Annotated in this window: 13 protein-coding genes; 7 read left to right on the top strand and 6 right to left on the bottom strand. The window is 59.8% G+C overall.

Features of this window, described 5'->3' with window-relative positions; genetic code table 11:
* Positions 1 to 24 precede the first annotated feature (24 nt).
* Entirely contained in the window at positions 25 to 930 is a 906-nt protein-coding gene (locus BW686_RS05225; protein ID WP_084915016.1) for a LysR family transcriptional regulator, read from the bottom strand.
* 103 nt (positions 931 to 1,033) lie between these two features.
* On the opposite strand from BW686_RS05225, the gene BW686_RS05220 reads away from it, so the two are divergent.
* Together BW686_RS05220 and BW686_RS05215 are read left to right on the top strand one after the other, a co-directional pair.
* Entirely contained in the window at positions 1,034 to 2,236 is a 1,203-nt protein-coding gene (locus BW686_RS05220) for an aspartate aminotransferase family protein (RefSeq protein ID WP_084915014.1), read from the top strand.
* 121 nt (positions 2,237 to 2,357) lie between these two features.
* Positions 2,358 to 2,891: a DUF4174 domain-containing protein gene (locus BW686_RS05215; protein WP_084915012.1), complete on the top strand. Its 534-nt coding sequence runs from the start codon at positions 2,358 to 2,360 to the stop codon at positions 2,889 to 2,891.
* A gap of 51 nt (positions 2,892 to 2,942) precedes the next feature.
* Here BW686_RS05215 and BW686_RS05210 read toward each other — a convergent pair whose 3' ends face one another.
* Complete coding sequence (locus BW686_RS05210; RefSeq protein ID WP_084915009.1) at positions 2,943 to 3,383, bottom strand: CBS domain-containing protein; 441 nt, start codon at positions 3,381 to 3,383, stop codon at positions 2,943 to 2,945.
* A gap of 222 nt (positions 3,384 to 3,605) precedes the next feature.
* Between BW686_RS05210 and BW686_RS05205 the strand changes: the two genes are divergently transcribed.
* On the top strand, positions 3,606 to 5,969 hold the full coding sequence (locus BW686_RS05205) for a DNA polymerase II (protein ID WP_084915007.1): 2,364 nt from the start codon (positions 3,606 to 3,608) through the stop codon (positions 5,967 to 5,969).
* Here BW686_RS05205 and BW686_RS05200 read toward each other — a convergent pair.
* The 3 genes from BW686_RS05200 to BW686_RS05190 form a co-directional block, all read right to left on the bottom strand.
* Positions 5,966 to 6,811 (bottom strand): NAD-dependent protein deacetylase, encoded by an 846-nt coding sequence (locus BW686_RS05200; RefSeq protein ID WP_084915005.1) that lies wholly within the window; start codon positions 6,809 to 6,811, stop codon positions 5,966 to 5,968. The genes BW686_RS05205 and BW686_RS05200 overlap by 4 nt on opposite strands.
* 91 nt (positions 6,812 to 6,902) lie before the next feature.
* On the bottom strand, positions 6,903 to 7,742 hold the full coding sequence (locus BW686_RS05195) for a TIGR03915 family putative DNA repair protein (RefSeq protein WP_084915003.1): 840 nt from the start codon (positions 7,740 to 7,742) through the stop codon (positions 6,903 to 6,905).
* Positions 7,739 to 8,959, bottom strand: a complete 1,221-nt coding sequence (locus BW686_RS05190; protein WP_084915001.1) for a putative DNA modification/repair radical SAM protein — start codon at positions 8,957 to 8,959, stop codon at positions 7,739 to 7,741. The genes BW686_RS05195 and BW686_RS05190 overlap by 4 nt, the downstream gene beginning before the upstream one ends.
* 189 nt (positions 8,960 to 9,148) lie before the next feature.
* Between BW686_RS05190 and BW686_RS27070 the strand changes: the two genes are divergently transcribed.
* Genes BW686_RS27070 through BW686_RS05175 form a run of 4 tightly spaced genes read left to right on the top strand, consistent with a single transcriptional unit; the run spans position 9,149 to position 11,800 of the window.
* Entirely contained in the window at positions 9,149 to 9,280 is a 132-nt protein-coding gene (locus BW686_RS27070; protein ID WP_256898186.1) for a hypothetical protein, read from the top strand.
* Positions 9,277 to 10,026 (top strand): zinc ABC transporter ATP-binding protein AztA, encoded by a 750-nt coding sequence (gene aztA, locus BW686_RS05185; RefSeq protein ID WP_084914998.1) that lies wholly within the window; start codon positions 9,277 to 9,279, stop codon positions 10,024 to 10,026. Before BW686_RS27070 ends, aztA begins: the two co-directional genes overlap by 4 nt.
* Complete coding sequence (locus tag BW686_RS05180; protein WP_084914995.1) at positions 10,023 to 10,892, top strand: metal ABC transporter permease; 870 nt, start codon at positions 10,023 to 10,025, stop codon at positions 10,890 to 10,892. Before aztA ends, BW686_RS05180 begins: the two co-directional genes overlap by 4 nt.
* 11 nt (positions 10,893 to 10,903) lie before the next feature.
* Complete coding sequence (locus tag BW686_RS05175) at positions 10,904 to 11,800, top strand: metal ABC transporter substrate-binding protein (protein ID WP_084914993.1); 897 nt, start codon at positions 10,904 to 10,906, stop codon at positions 11,798 to 11,800.
* Between the two features lie 52 nt (positions 11,801 to 11,852).
* Here BW686_RS05175 and BW686_RS05170 read toward each other — a convergent pair whose 3' ends face one another.
* Complete coding sequence (locus tag BW686_RS05170; RefSeq protein ID WP_084914991.1) at positions 11,853 to 12,995, bottom strand: aldose epimerase family protein; 1,143 nt, start codon at positions 12,993 to 12,995, stop codon at positions 11,853 to 11,855.
* Positions 12,996 to 13,245 lie beyond the last annotated feature (250 nt).

Genomic DNA, 13,245 nt, shown 5'->3' with positions numbered 1-13,245 from the left:
ACGCTGCGCACCGGATGCCTGCCGCTACCGTCCCCACAAGCTGATCGCATACTCCACAAAACTTCTCAATTTAGGCAACCGATAACGGTCCTGCACATAGAGCAGGTTCATCGGTCGTCTGGGCAGACGGTAGTCTGTCAGCAGTGCCACCAGCCGTCCTTCCTGCAAATCCCGCTGGACCAGCGCATCCGGAAGCATCACCACGCCCATTCCAGCGCGCGCAGCCTGATAAAGAGCGGATGAAGTATTGGCCACCATCGAGCCGTCCACGTCTACCAGAACCTCGCCCTCGGGGCCTGTCATGCGCCATTGCGTACCGGCGGTACGCCACTCATCGCCGGCCGGATAGGCGAACGCCAGGCAATTATGCAAGCGAAGGTCTTCGGGCCTGACGGGCGCACCGTGGCGGGCAAGATAGTCCGGCGTAGCGCAAATGGTCAGGGTGTAATCCTGCAACGGGCGTGCAATCAATGGCGATGATTGCGCAAGGTTGCCCAGACGGATAGCGACGTCAAAACCATTGTCGATCATGTCCAGTCGCTGATTGGTCAGCACCAGATCAAGCCTGACGTCAGGAAAGCGCTGCGAAAATCCGACCAAAGCAGGTGCCAGCAACTCCGAGCCGAAGGTCAGCGGTGCGGTGATACGCAATGTGCCGGTCGGATCCCCCTGCGCCTGCTCGGCCAGTTGCTCGGATTCGGCGACCAGCCCCAGAACTTCCAGGCAGCGCTGGTAATACGCAGTGCCGAACTCGGTCAGCCGCTGGCGGCGGGTGGTGCGTTGCATGAGGCTGACACCCAGGCGTTGCTCGAGTGCGCGCAAGTGATTGCCGACCATCGTTGTGGAAATCGAACACGCCTGTGCTGCCGCCGTGAGGCTGCCGGTTTCGACCACCTTCACGTATACCCGCATCGCCTGAAACAAGTCCATTAACAATCTCAGCTTTAAAATGATTGAAGTATTTCGCTGTTTATCCAGAACAGGTGGTTAACCATACTGCAAAAACCGACACCTACCCAAGGAGCTTCACGCCATGACCCCCGCCTGCCTGATGAGCACTTATCAACCGCTGGCCCTGAGTTTTACTCGCGGTCTGGGCACGCGCCTGTGGGACCAGAGTGGTCGCGAATATCTGGATGCAGTGGCGGGCGTGGCCGTGACCGGTGTCGGGCATTCACACCCGCTGCTGGTCGAGGCGATCCGTGAACAGGCAGGTTTGCTGCTGCATACCTCCAATCTGTACAGCATTGACTGGCAGCAGCGGCTGGCGCACAAGCTGACCGGACTGGCCGGGATGGACCGGGTGTTTTTCAACAATTCCGGTGCCGAAGCCAATGAAACGGCGCTCAAACTGGCGCGCCTGCATGGCTGGCACAAGCACATTCAGCAGCCGCTGGTGGTGGTCATGGAAAATGCATTTCACGGGCGCACGCTGGGCACACTGGCCGCCAGCGATGGACCCTCGGTGCGCTTGAGCTACAGCGACTTGCCGGGGGATTACATCAAAGTGCCATTCGGTGATCTTGCCGCCTTCGACAACGTCTGCGTGACTCACGGTCATCGGATTGCTGCCGTGTTGGTGGAGCCGATTCAGGGCGAGGGCGGCGCGCAGGTGGCCCCTGCCGGTTATCTCAAGGCGTTGAGTGAGCGTTGCACACGGCGTGACTGGCTGTTGATGCTCGACGAAATCCAGACCGGCATGGGGCGCACCGGCCAGTGGTTTGCCTTTCAGCATGAAGGCATCGTGCCCGATGTCATGACGCTGGCCAAAGGCTTGGGCAATGGCATCCCGATCGGTGCCTGTCTGGCGAGGGGCAGGGCAGCGGATCTGTTCACGCCGGGCAGTCATGGCAGCACGTTCGGTGGCAATCCACTCGCTTGCCGGGTGGGCTGCACCGTGATTGACATCATCGAGCAGCAAGGGCTGGTGGAGAATGCCCGGCTACAAGGCCAGCGCTTGATTGAACAGTTGCACAACGTGCTCGGCAAGCATCCGCTGGTGTTGGAGATTCGCGGTCAGGGGCTGATGATCGGCGTCGAATTGCAAGAGGCTATTCCCGATCTGACGCGGGTCGCGGCCGAGCAATTCGGACTGTTGATCAACGTCACGCGGGGCAAGGTCATCCGTCTGTTGCCACCGCTGGTGCTGCAGGCCGCCGACGTGGACCAGGTCGTCCAGCGGTTATCGGCGACACTGGACAGTGTCGGCCAGCGGTCGCTCAAACGTTCAGCGTAAGGTCGGAATCGGGGAAAAGGACGACATCGGGCTGTACCGGGATGACCCATATGCGGTAGAACAGACCAGCATCGCGTGTGTCTGCGCGATGGCTACCCAATGGATTTGAAAGGAGCCCACCATGTTAATCCGGTCCCTGACCCTCGCCACCCTGCTTGTCGCTGCCGGTTCAGCGCTAGCCGCCGACAGCGACAGCCCCTTGGCGCAGGAGCGCGGCAAGTCGCGTCCCTTGATCATCATCGCGCCCAGCACGGTCGATCCGACACTGGTCAACCTCAAGAAAGCGCTGGACGAACCCGCTAATCGTGAAGCGTTCGCGCAGCGCAACATGGTGTTGTTCACCGTCATCAATACCATTGGCGAGCGCAATGGCAAAACCCTGGATGCGCAATCGACCATGGCTTTGATACGTGAGTTGAAACTGGGTGCGGGGGCGCAGACCAAGGTCATTCTGGTGGGCAAGGACGGCGAGAAGAAGATCGAGAAGTCCGGGCCGATTGACCCCAAAGAGATATTTGCCACCATCGACCAGATGCCGATGCGTGAACAGGAGGCGTCTGCGCCACCACCGGAGCCGGAAGCCAAGCCTGCACCGGCCGAAAAGCCTGGCAAGCCCACCAAAGGCGGGGCGCCTGGCAAAACGCTGGATGACTGAGTGATGCCATTGCGCGCGGGTTTCCGCGCGCTGTTCGGGCAAGGGTTTTGATCAGTCGCCGCGAATGTACTGTTCAAGCTGTTGAATGAGACTGGCTTGCTCGGCGATGGCTTCCTTCACCAGGTCGCCAATGGACAGCAGGCCCAGCAGTTGTCCGTCTTCCACGACAGGCAGGTGCCGCAAGTGGCTGTCGGTCATGATGCCCATGCAGGCTTCGACGCTCTGTTGCGAATCCACGGTGATGACCTTGTTGCTCATGATTTCGCTGACCGGCGTGCCGACCGAAGAGCGCCCCTTGAGAACCACCTTGCGCGCGTAGTCGCGTTCGCTGACCACGCCCACTACCACGCCGTTTTCGACCACTGGCAATGCGCCGATATTTTTATCCGCCATCAGCCTGAGCGCATCGAGCACCATCTGATGTGGCTCGATGGTATGCACGTGCTGGTTGTGCAGGTCTTTCAATTTCAACAGTTGGGCGACGGTTTTCATGATGCTCTCCGGGATGGCGACCTGTATGACTGTAGTGCATGTGCAGTGACGCTACAGATTCGTGCAGCCCGGCCAACCAATCAACTGCTAAATAAGCATCAGGGGCATAGACGGAATCAATAGTCGGCGTTTCCGTAATTACCTTGATTGGACTGAGAACCGCGCCTTCACGCTAATAGCCAAGTAGAATCAGCGTGTTCACCCACAGTCGAGGTTGCAGCGTTGGATTTACAGCAGGGCTTTATCCTGAGTCGGCACTGGCAAGATACGCCTGCCGGGACTGAGGTCGACTTCTGGCTGGCCACCGACCAAGGTCCTCGTCACATTCGTCTGCCTTGCCAGCCTTCTGTCGCTTTCATTCCTGCCGAACAGGGCGAGCGCGCCCGTTCGTTGTTGCGTACCGAGCGTGGAGTGGAATTGCGCCCGCTGGAACTCTGCGACTTTCGCCATCGCCCGGTGTTGGGTGTGTACTGTCAGCAGCACCGGCAGATGATGAACGTCGAGAAGCTGCTGCGCAGGGGCAATGTGGACGTTTACGAAGCCGACATCCGCCCGCCCGAACGTTACCTGATGGAACGCTTCATCACTGCGCCCGTGCAATTTAGCGGTACACCGAATGCCGATGGCGTGCTTTGCGAGGCGCAGATCCGACCTGCGCCGGATTACCGGCCACAGCTGAAACTGGTGTCGCTGGATATCGAAACCACCGCGCGGGGTGAGCTGTACTCAATCGCGCTGGAGGGCTGTGGCCAGCGTCAGGTGTACATGCTTGGCCCGCCCAACGGCGGCGATGAGGCGCTGGATTTTCAGCTCGACTATTGCGACACCCGGGCGCAGTTGCTGGAGCGCCTGAACGACTGGCTGGCGCTGCACGACCCCGACGCGTTCATTGGCTGGAACGTGGTGCAGTTTGACCTGCGCGTCTTGCACGAACATGCCCAGCGCCTGCAGGTGCCACTGCGGCTCGGGCGCGGCGGGGAGCCGATGGGCTGGCGCGAGCATGGCAGCCGCAACAATCACTTTTTTGCCGAAGTCAGCGGTCGGTTGATCATCGACGGTATCGAGGCGCTGCGTTCGGCGACTTGGAGTTTTCCGTCGTTCAGCCTTGAATACGTCGCGCAGACGTTGCTGGGCGAAGGCAAGGCCATCGACACGCCGTACCAGCGCATGGACGAAATCAACCGCATGTTCGCCGAGGACAAGCCGGCGCTGGCGCGCTACAACATCAAGGACTGCGAGTTGGTGACGCGCATCTTCGCCAAGACCCAGTTGCTGACCTTTCTGCTTGAGCGCGCCACAGTGACCGGCCTGCCTGTCGACCGGAGCGGTGGCTCGGTTGCCGCGTTCTGCCATTTGTATATTCCGCTGATGCACCGCCAGGGATTTGTGGCGCCTAATCAAGGCGAGCGACTGCCCGAAGCCAGCCCAGGCGGTTTCGTCATGGATTCTCAGCCGGGGCTGTACGAGTCGGTGTTGGTGCTGGATTACAAAAGCCTCTATCCGTCGATCATTCGCACGTTTCTCATTGACCCGGTGGGCCTGATCGAAGGCATGCGTCATCCTGAAGAAAGCGCGTCGGTGCCGGGTTTTCGCGGCGCGCGGTTCTCACGCAACAGGCACAGTCTGCCCGCCATTGTCGAGCGCGTCTGGCAAGGTCGGGAGGCTGCCAAACGCGAGCAGAATGCCCCGCTGTCGCAAGCGCTGAAAATCATCATGAATGCGTTTTACGGTGTGTTGGGATCAAGCGGCTGCCGGTTTTTCGACCCGCGTCTGGCGTCATCGATTACCTTGCGCGGCCATGAAATCATGCTCAAGACCCGCGATCTTATTCAGGCGCAGGGCTATACCGTGATTTACGGTGACACTGACTCGACGTTTGTCTGGCTGGGTCGTCCCCACGGGCAAGAAGAAGCGGCGGGCATCGGCAAGGCATTAGTGCAGCAGGTCAACCAGTGGTGGCGCGAGCATTTGCAGAAAGAATACGGCTTGCACAGTGCGCTGGAACTGCAATACGAAACGCATTTTCGACGTTTTCTGATGCCCACCGTGCGCGGCGCAGAGGAGGGCAGCAAGAAACGCTACGCCGGGCTTGTCACGCGTGTCGACGGGACCGAAGAAATGGTCTACAAGGGCCTGGAAACGGTGCGCACCGACTGGTCGCCGCTGGCCCAGCGGTTCCAGCAAGAGCTGTACCTGCGCATTTTCAAGCGCCAGCCGTATCAGGAGTACGTGCGTGATTATGTGCAGCGCACGTTGTCAGGCGAACTGGACGATATGCTTGTCTACCGCAAGCGTCTGCGCCGCAAGCTTGACGACTACCAGCGCAACGTGCCGCCGCATGTGCGCGCCGCGCGTCTGGCCGATGAATACAACGATCAGCAGAAGCGCCCGCGCCAGTACCAGAGCGGCGGCTGGATCAGCTACGTGATGACCACGGCCGGGCCGGAACCCTTGGAAATTCGTCATGCGCCTATCGACTACGATCATTACGTGACGCGCCAGTTGCAACCGTTGGCTGATGCGATCCTGCCGTTCGTGGACGACGATTTCAGTACCTTGATCGGGGGGCAGCTCGGGCTTTTCTAACGGCTGCTTAACTGGTCGGCGATCCACGGCAAAACCTGTTCGCAGGAGACTTCGATTTTCATCTCGAGCAGCTCATCGGCGCGGGTCTTGCCGTGGTTGATGGCAATGACCGGTTTGCCTTGCTCGACCATCGCTTTGCACAGGCGAAACGCCGACCAGGCCATCAGAGAAGAGCCCACCACCAGCAGGCCTTCGGCCTGTTCCACGCTCGATGTCGCTCTGGCAGCGGTTGGCGGGGCGACGTTTTCACCAAAGAACACCACATCCGGTTTAAGCCTGTCGCCCTGACAGTGCAGGCAGTGGGGAACCTTGAAGCCGGCTTCGAAAGCGGGGTCCAGCAATGTGTCGCCGTCAGGGGCCTGCGTCGCATGGACGCCGGACAGGTACGGATTCTGCTGCAATAACTGCTCTTGAATCGCCGCCCGGTCCATTCGCTGCTGACAGTCCAGGCACATTACGCGGTGCAGGCTGCCGTGCAGTTCGATGACGTCTTGGCTGCCGGCCTGGGTGTGCAGCGCATCGACATTCTGAGTGATCAAACCGCTAATGGCATTTTCAGCCTGCAATGCGGCCAGCGCCTGATGAGCCGCATTGGGCTGTGCTGCACGGATACGCGGCCAGCCCAGCATGGCTCGCGCCCAATAACGTTGCCGGGCGGCAGGATTGCCGACGAACTCCTGATACATCATTGGCTGCTTGCCACGCCGCACGCCGTCCTTGTCACGGTAATCCGGAATGCCGGATGCGGTGCTGATGCCTGCTCCGGTCACGACCAGAAATGACCTGTCGACCATCGTCTGGCAAAGGGTATCGAGCAAATGGCGGGTAGGGCTGTCGAGCATGTTGGAACCTCGGATGGCCTGTCTGTCATGGTCGTGACATTATCACCACGCATCGCGGATAGCTGAACGCACGGCCGCGAGAATCAGGCGTTTACTCCTTGAGCGCGATCTTCTTGCCGCGTCGGGCACCTATGTCGCTGGCCTGGCCGTCGCGTTGCTTGCCGGTACGGGCCTGGGTGATCAGCGCCGGGATCAGCGGGCCTTCGGGCAGGTTTTTCCAGAAACGCGAGGGGAAATGGCCTTCCATGACTTTAGGGTTGAGGCGGGCAGGGTTAAAGATGTGACTGTAGTAAGTGAGCCACAATGCGCCGTGTGGATCTTCCACTTGTCGCGCCATGATTTGCCATGCTTCGGGGCAGCGGCGTTCGTGGATCAACTGCTTGCCATCGTAGTACACACCGTCTTGCGGCGTGGCGATCATCCAGCGGTGCTGGCCCATGCGGCCGATGAAATGCTCGCTGGCGCTAAGCAGGATGTCGTGCGCCGGTTCATGCCAGGCTACGTATTGCGGGCGCATGCTCACCGCTTCGTTGTCGGCAGGGGGCAGCGCGACAAACCGCAAAAAAGCATGCAAGTGATGCGCCTCGCGACGCACTGACTTGAGCCGTCGATGCAATTCGCTGCCCAGTTTATCGCCAGCCATCATGGCGGTGCGGTCGCCGTGGGTGACGCGCCACAGCACTTCGTACAGCAGGCTCCAGCGTTGCTCGCCGCGATAGCGTGAGGTGCTTTCCAGCAATGGCAGCAGTTCCAGCGGGACGCGGGCTTGAAACGGACCGGCTTCCTCTGGATACGCCTCTTCACTGCCAAACAGATCGGCGGCATCCGGCGATTTCCAGCTGACCTGGCTGGGGTCGATTTCGTGGCTTAGCAACCAGCGAGCCTGCAACCGCCAGGTGTCGAACAGGTCGTCGCAATCAAGGCAGATCATCCCCAGAGCCCCATTTGCTGAGGCTGTGGCCGGTCACGCAACTGATGGTGCAGGAACTCGCTGGTGGTCTCGGCGTGCGGCGGATGATAGTCGCTGGTGATGATGAAGGGCTTGGCCTTGGCCAACACGCAGCGCATGCGCGTCAGGTCTTCGTAGCGAATGCGTCGCTGTCTGCGCAGTTCGACGAGCCGCTGGGTGGTACGAATACCAATGCCCGGAACACGGGCGATCAACGCAGGGTCGGCATTGTTGAGGTCCAGCGGGAATACTTGACGGTTGCCCAGCGCCCACGCCAGCTTGGGATCGATGTCCAGCGCCAGATCGCCAGGCCCGTCGAGCAGTTCGCCTGCCGTAAAACCATAGCCGCGCAACAGGAAGTCGGCCTGATACAGGCGGTGTTCACGCATCAACGGCGGGGCGGCCAGCGGAACGCTATTGGGGCTGTTGGGGATCGGGCTGAAAGCCGAGTAATAGACCCGGCGCAGTTTGAAGTTGCTGTACAGCGACTGGGCGCTGTGCAGGATGGTGCTGTCATCGGTGGCGTCGGCACCGACAATCATCTGCGTGCTTTGCCCGGCTGGCGCAAAGCGTGGCGAGCGCGGTTCGTTGCGTACAGTCTGTTCGCCGGTGTAGATGGTCTGCATGGCCTGCTTGATGGACGCCACGTCTTTTTCCGGCGCCAGGGTCTGCAGGCTCAGGTCGGTGGGCAGTTCGATATTCACGCTCAGACGGTCTGCATAGCGGCCGGCCTTTTCGATCAGCGCGGGGTCTGCATCGGGGATGGTCTTGAGGTGAATGTAGCCGCGAAACTCATGCACTTCTCGCAGCAACCGGGCGACCTCGACCAGTTGCTCCATCGTGTAATCCGCCGAGCGAATGATTCCGGAACTCAGGAACAGACCGCTCACGCAATTACGCCGGTAAAAATCCAGCGTCAGCGTAACCACTTCTTCGGGCGTAAAACGCGCGCGGGGCACGTCGCTGGAGCGCCGGTTGACGCAGTACTGGCAGTCATACAGGCAAAAGTTGGTCAATAGGATTTTCAGCAGCGATACGCAACGTCCATCCGGCGTATAGCTGTGACAGATACCCATGCCGTTGGTGGAGCCGAGCCCGCTTTTGTTCTGCGAACTGCGCTTGGGCGCTCCGCTGCTGGCGCACGACGCATCGTACTTGGCGGCGTCCGCCAGAATGCTGAGCTTGTCGATGAGCTGCATGGAATGCCCCTTAACTGTTTGTATGTACAGTATAGGGTTGCCCATGCAGACTCAAGCGCTGATGCCCGGATCAGACCGAAGGTCGCTCGTTATCACCGCGCATTGCAGTTGCAAACTTAAATGTTATTTTATAACGGGCAGATTGACAGGTATGTAATACTGTAACAAATATTTGCAGGTTACTGACGCGTGAAATCTTCTCCTTCCCCTTCAATCGCGGGTTCTGCGCTGGCGCTATCGGCCTGGAAACGCATTCTGTTTTCTCTGGTGATACTGACGTTGCTGTGGCTGGCCATCGGTTGGTCGGTGGCCATTCCGTGAGCGCCGCCATTGCGCTGGAAAATCTGACCGTGGCGTATGAACGCCGTCCTGCGGTGCATCACATCAGCGGGCGTTTCGAAGCGGGCAGCCTGACCGCCATCGTCGGGCCGAACGGTGCAGGGAAATCCACCCTGATCAAGGCCATTGCCGGGACCATGAAACCCGCACAGGGTCATGTTGATCGCGGACGTCTGGCAACCCGCACCATTGGTTATCTGCCTCAAGCGGCCGAGATTGATCGCAGCTTTCCATTGAGCGTCGCCGACACGGTGGCGATGGGGGCGTGGCACAGCGTTGGCCCGTTTCGCGGCCTCACGCGGCAGCACGCCGTGCTGACGCAGGATGCACTGCGCACCGTCGGCCTGGAGGGGTTCGAGAAACGCAGCGTCGGCTCACTGTCGTCCGGCCAGTTTCAGCGTGTCCTGTTCGCCCGACTGCTGCTGCAAGACGCTTCGGTGATCCTGCTGGACGAGCCGTTCACAGCCATTGATGCGCGTACCACCCGCGACCTGCTTGAACTGGTACGCGTCTGGCACGGGCAGGGGCGGACGGTGATTGCCGTGCTGCATGACATCGATCAGGTTCGTCAGCATTTTCCGCAGACCCTGCTGATGGCCCGCGAAGCCATCGCGTGGGGCGAGACGGCGGATGTGCTCAGCGTCGCCAACCTGCGCAAGGCGCGCAACATGGCGGAATACTGGAGCCCGGACGCGCTGTTGTGTGATGCCGAGGACGAGCGCTCATGATGCTCTATAGCCTGGTCATCGAGCCGTTTATCGAGTTTGGCTTCATGCGCCGTGCGCTGGTGGCGTGTCTGGCGCTGGGGATTGGCTCCGGTCCGGTCGGCGTGCTGTTGATGCTGCGTCGCATGAGCCTGGTGGGCGATGCCATGAGCCATGCGGTCTTGCCGGGGGCGGCGGTGGGGTTCATGGTTGCCGGGCTGTCGCTGCCTGCGATGGGCTTTGGCGGGTTGATTGCCGGGCTGGCAGTGGCCCTGCTGTCCGGCCTGGTCAGTCGCTTGACCTCGCTGCGTGAAGACGCCAGTTTCGCCAGCTTCTACCTCACTTCGCTGGCCGCTGGCGTGCTGATCGTCTCGCTGCACGGGTCCAGCGTCGATCTGCTGCACGTGCTGTTCGGCACCATCCTGGCGATTGACGATACAGCCATCTACATGGTCGGCGGCATTGCCTCGTTCACGTTGGTGCTGTTGGCGGTGATCTATCGCCCGCTGGTGCTTGAGTGTTTCGATCCGGGTTTCCTGCGTGCCGTCGGTGGGCGTGGGTCTCTGTACCACGTGTTGTTTCTGTTGCTGGTGGTGCTGAATCTGGTCGCCGGTTTTCAGGCGCTGGGCACCCTGATGGCGGTGGGCATGATGATGTTGCCCGCCACCGCGGCCCGCTTCTGGACCAACTCGTTGAGCGGCCTGATGGTGATTTCGACGCTGCTGGCCACCTTGTCCGGCCTGATCGGGCTGATCGTTTCCTACCACGTTGGCGTCGCCTCCGGGCCGGCCATCGTCCTGACCGCCAGTGCGTTCTACGGCGTTTCCCTGCTGTTCGGGCGCACGGGGATCGTGCGTCGGCTGTTTCCCAAACCTCACCTGGCTCATTGAAAGGGTATGTCATGAAACGATTGATGTTATTGAGTTCTATGGCGGCACTGGCGTTGTCGGCATTCGCCAGCCTGGCCCAGGCCAAACCGCTTGAGGCGGTGGCATCGTTCACGGTCATCGCCGACATGGTCAGCACGGTCGGCGGTGATCGCGTACACGTCAAATCCCTGATCGGCCCGAATGGCGATCCGCATGTCTATGAGCCGACGCCGAGCGATGCCCAGGCATTGAAAAGTGCTGACCTCGTGTTTGTCAGCGGTCTGCACCTGGAAGGGTGGATGGACCGTCTGATCAAGGCGTCCGGTTACAAAGGAAAGCCGGTGGTGCTGTCACAAGGCATCAAGACCCGCAGCATGGATGAGGACGGCAAGCGCATTGTTGACCCGCATGCCTGGAACAGCGCTGCCAACGGGGTGATTTATGTGCGCAACATTGTGGCTGCCTTGAAGAAAGCCGATCCGGAAGGGGCGAGCGTCTACCAGGCGAACGGTGATCGCTACATCGTCGAGCTGCAGCAACTGGATATCTATGCCCGCGATCAGATTCAGTCGGTTCCGGCGGCCAAGCGCAAGATTCTCACGTCGCATGATGCGTTCGGCTACTTTGGCGATGCGTATGGCGTGACGTTCCTGTCGCCGCTGGGCCTGTCCACCGAGTCCGAAGCGTCGGCAGCGGATGTGTCGAAACTGATTCGCCAGATCAAGGCCGAACATGTTAGCGCCTATTTCTTCGAGAATTCCAGCGACCCTCGTCTGGTCAAGCAGATCGCCGAAGCCAGTGGCGCCCAGCCAGGTGGTGAACTGTACGTCGAAGCGCTTTCGCCGGCCGACGGTCCAGCGCCGACTTACGCGAAGATGTTCCGCTACAACGTCGATACCCTGACCGCGGCCATGAAGCGTAATCAGTAACGGCAGTGCATGTGCAGCCCTTGCGGTTCAAGGGCTGCACACTGTTCAGGTGTCAGTCGAGGAACTTGAACACGGTGGTCTGGGTGTAGGCCTTGCCCGGGTCCAGTCGTGTGCTGGGGAAGTTCGGCTGATTAGGCGCATCCGGATAATGCTGGGTCTCCAGCGTGAAAGCCCCCCAATGCGGATAAACCTTGCCCGCCTTGCCGTGGATGCTGCCATCCAGGAAGTTGCCGGTGTACAACTGCACGCCGGGCTCTGTGGTGAACAGCTGCAACCTGCGCCCTGATTGCGGATCGCTGACTTCAGCCGCCAGTTTCTTCACGTCGCCTTTGGTGTCCAGCACCCAGTTGAAATCAAAGCCGCCTTGCTTGGGTTCGGCGTATTTGAGCTGCTGATGATCGTCCTTGATGTGCTTGCCGAACGCCGTGGGCTTGAGGAAGTCCATCGGGGTTCCGGCCACAGCGGGCAGCTCGCCGGTCGGGATCAGCTTGTCGTTGACGGGTGTGTAATGCGAGGCGTGAAGGGTCGCAACCTGCTTGAGCACATCGCCGCTGCCTGCGCCCGCCAGGTTGAAATAACTGTGGTTGGTCAGGTTCAGCACCGTCGGCTTGTCGGTGACCGCGCGGTAGTCGATCTTCAGCTCGTTCTTGTCGTTCAGGCTGTAGGTGACTTCGGTCTGTAATGTTCCGGGGAAGCCCATTTCACCGTCTGGCGACACGTAGGTCAGCTTCACGCCGACCGAATCACCGGTCCTGGTCTCCTGAGCTTTCCACACGCGTTTGTCAAAACCCTTGTCTCCGCCATGCAGCGCGTTGGTCTTGTCGTTGAGTGGCACCTGATAGGTCTTGCCATCCAGCGTGAACTTGCCGCCTGCCAGGCGGTTGCCGAAGCGCCCGATGGTCGCGCCGAAATACACGGTGCCATTGTTCTGATAACCCTGCACATCGTCAAAACCCAGCACGATGTCGTCTACCTTGCCGGCCTTGTCGGGCACCAGCAGCGATTGCAGCGTAGCGCCATAGGTGATGATGCTGGCCTGTACGCCATGACTGTTGCGCAACGTGTATTTTTCGATGGCAGCACCGTCGGACGTTTGCCCGAAATGGCTGTGTTCGCTGGTGAGTGCGGCCTGTGCCGTCAAGGTGCTGATCATCAAGGACAGTCCAAAAGTGCTGAGAAGAGCGTACTTTTTCATCTGATCTACCCACTTTTATTGTTATTGGTAAGACTATTTCATCGAAATTCATTCGATGCATGGGGTTATAGCCGATAAAATGCCGCTTGAAAAATAAATCGTAATACTATTTAGTAGTGCCAGCATCAGTGGGCTTTGGTCTGTCACCTTAGCTGATCTGATCAGGCTTTTTAGGCGAATGAACGGAATTCACCGACCTTCAAGCGCGACACAGGTTAAAAAGTGCCTTTACAACAATAACAAAGGACAT

This window comes from Pseudomonas syringae, from assembly GCF_002157375.1.
GTDB lineage: Bacteria > Pseudomonadota > Gammaproteobacteria > Pseudomonadales > Pseudomonadaceae > Aquipseudomonas > Aquipseudomonas syringae_T.
The sequence above is the reverse complement of the archived record's forward strand: the minus strand, read 5'-3'. Positions and strand labels throughout refer to the sequence as shown.

Coding starts and splice junctions, on each gene's coding strand:
- BW686_RS05225 (WP_084915016.1), bottom strand. CDS start 930: ATGGACTTGTTTCAGGCGATGCGGGTATACGTGAAGGTGGTCGAAACC.
- BW686_RS05220 (WP_084915014.1), top strand. CDS start 1,034: ATGACCCCCGCCTGCCTGATGAGCACTTATCAACCGCTGGCCCTGAGT.
- BW686_RS05215 (WP_084915012.1), top strand. CDS start 2,358: ATGTTAATCCGGTCCCTGACCCTCGCCACCCTGCTTGTCGCTGCCGGT.
- BW686_RS05210 (WP_084915009.1), bottom strand. CDS start 3,383: ATGAAAACCGTCGCCCAACTGTTGAAATTGAAAGACCTGCACAACCAG.
- BW686_RS05200 (WP_084915005.1), bottom strand. CDS start 6,811: ATGCTCGACAGCCCTACCCGCCATTTGCTCGATACCCTTTGCCAGACG.
- BW686_RS05195 (WP_084915003.1), bottom strand. CDS start 7,742: ATGATCTGCCTTGATTGCGACGACCTGTTCGACACCTGGCGGTTGCAG.
- BW686_RS05190 (WP_084915001.1), bottom strand. CDS start 8,959: ATGCAGCTCATCGACAAGCTCAGCATTCTGGCGGACGCCGCCAAGTAC.
- BW686_RS05180 (WP_084914995.1), top strand. CDS start 10,023: ATGATGCTCTATAGCCTGGTCATCGAGCCGTTTATCGAGTTTGGCTTC.
- BW686_RS05175 (WP_084914993.1), top strand. CDS start 10,904: ATGAAACGATTGATGTTATTGAGTTCTATGGCGGCACTGGCGTTGTCG.
- BW686_RS05170 (WP_084914991.1), bottom strand. CDS start 12,995: ATGAAAAAGTACGCTCTTCTCAGCACTTTTGGACTGTCCTTGATGATC.